The 2,486-nt window shown below is 59.4% G+C and carries 1 protein-coding gene; it reads left to right on the forward strand.

Annotated elements, in window-relative coordinates:
- On the forward strand, window positions 1-2,486 hold a 2,486-nt coding region (locus ABX749_RS29410), incomplete at both ends, for a DUF4347 domain-containing protein (protein ID WP_372899178.1).

A 2,486-nucleotide genomic window follows, 5' to 3' on the forward strand; every position in this document is an offset into this window, starting at 1 on the left:
CGGGAATCGAGGATTACCAACAACTGCTCGACGACTTGCGATCCGATCGCGGAAACGCGGACTTGGAAATCTATTTGCTCGACGGATTGAGGGATGGGGTCGAACAAGTCGGCGAGATCCTCTCCGGCTACACGGACGTGGACGCCGTTCACTTCGTCTCGCACGGCACCCAAGGCCAGTTCCAGCTGGGCAACACTTGGCTTTCGATTGACAACTTGGATGCCCACGCCGGATCCATCGCCAGTTGGAACGATTCGCTGCGGGACGGGGCCGACATGCTGATTTACGGCTGTGGCTTAGCGGCGACAGAAGACGGTCGAGCATTGTCGGACGCCTTGGCAACGTTGACCGGCTCGAACGTCGCGGCGAGCGATGACGACACGGGACACGCGATCCTGGGCGGCGATTGGGAACTGGAATACTCGACCGGGTCCATCGAGACCAGCTTGGCGTTCAGCCTCGACGTGCAACAGAACTGGGGGCATCTGCTGAACGTGACGGTTGGCAACACCACAACGGCCACCGTCGGGACTGGAGCTGCCGGCACGTCGTTTGCGCACGCGACCGCCGGGACGGACCGTCTGATCATGGTTGGCATTTCGTTTGGTGAGGACAACGGCGATAGCGTCAGTTCGGTGACCTACAACGGCGTCAGTCTAAGTTTGGTTGGAGTGCAGGACCACGCCGATCCGTTGAAGTCGCGCGTGGAGATCTGGTCGCTGGTTGCGCCGGACGTAGGCACTCACAACCTTGTGGTGAACTTTTCGGGGACCAGTCACGACGGAGCCACGATCGGCGTGATGACATTCACCGACGTCGATCAAACCACTCCGGTGGGAGCGTTTGTCGGCGATCAGGGAACATCCGGCACGCCCTCGGTGACCGTGTCGTCGACCGATGACGATCTGGTGTTCGGCGTCGTGGGCGTGGGCGATACCAGTGACTGGGACTTTACGGCCGGAGCGGGGCAAACCGAGCATTGGGATCTGTTTTCTTCCCGAGCGAACGGTTCAGGGACAACGGAGAACGGTGCGGCGTCGGTGGTGACATCGTGGACGTATGCGTCGTCCAATACGTGGGCTGCGGGTGCAGTGTCGATCAAGGCGGCCCCGTCCCCGGTGAATTCAGTTACCGTCAATACGACCAGTGACACTTTAGACGGTGATACGTCGTCGATCGACGCGTTACTCAGCAACAAAGGCGCAGACGGATTTATCTCGTTGCGAGAAGCCATCATCGCGGCCAACAACACGGCGGGAACGGATGACATCTTTCTCGGCGCAGGGACGCACACACTGTCGATTCTGGGCGCTGATGAAGATCTGGCCGCGACCGGTGATCTGGATGTTTTGGGAAGTGTCAACATCTATGGTGATTCGGCTGCCACGACGATCATTGATGGCAGCGGGATGGCAGCATCGCCCGACCGTTTGTTTCAGGTGTGGGGCGGAGCCGTCGTCAACCTCACGGACCTAACCATCAAGGGCGGTCAGGGCGGTGGTAGTGGTGGGGGCGGCGTCTACATTGGTGCCGGAGCTGACTTGACGGTCGCAAATGTCGTGTTCGAAAACAACGACGGCAACAATGGTGGCGCGATCCAGAACGACGGCACATTCACTGCCAACACATCCGTCATCAAAAACAACACTGGAAACAGCGGCAGCGGCATTGACAACAGTGGCACCATGTATCTGACCGACGTGGCCGTCACCGGCAATAGTGCGGGAAATGCTGGCGGCGGTCTTCGAAACAATGGGACGGCGACCCTGACCAATGTCACGTTCAGCGGTAACTCGGCGACGGCCGGGGCAGGTATTCACAATGGCGGCGGTACGGCCGTGATGACCCTGACCAACGTCACCATTAGCACCAATACGGCGATCAATGCGGGCGGTGGCATCTGGACGGGCCGGAACGTCAACGCCACCAACGTTACGATCACAAACAATCAGGTCACCACACCCGTAGACGGAACGGGGGGCGGAGTTCATATCAATGGTGGCGCCGGTGACGTCACACTGAAAAACAGCATCCTCTACGGCAACACCGCAGCGATTGGGCCAGATGCCGATGCGGAATTGACATCGTCTGGGTACAACATCGCCAGTGCGGCTGCGATTGTGGAAGTCGGTTCCGACGATACGGTCAGCGATCCAATGTTGGGTGCACTCACCGACAACGGGGGAGTCACCGAGACACACGCGTTGCTCGTTGGAAGCGCCGCGATTGATCCTGCGGGATTGACAGGTGCGCCCACAACGGACCAACGCGGCATAGCGCGTGATGCAACACCCGACATTGGAGCCTATGAATACGCGCCCGCCGGCAACGCTTCCCCGACCATTTACAATCTCAATGGGGACACGTTGAATTATAGCGAGGGCGATTCGGCGACGGTCATCGAGCAAGGTGGTAATGTGACGGTCGACGACGTCGATTCGGCTGATTTCGACACCGGCAATCTGACGGTGGCGATTCTCGCAGGC

Source organism: Stieleria sp. (assembly GCF_041595215.1).
GTDB classification, from domain to species: domain Bacteria; phylum Planctomycetota; class Planctomycetia; order Pirellulales; family Pirellulaceae; genus Stieleria; species Stieleria magnilauensis.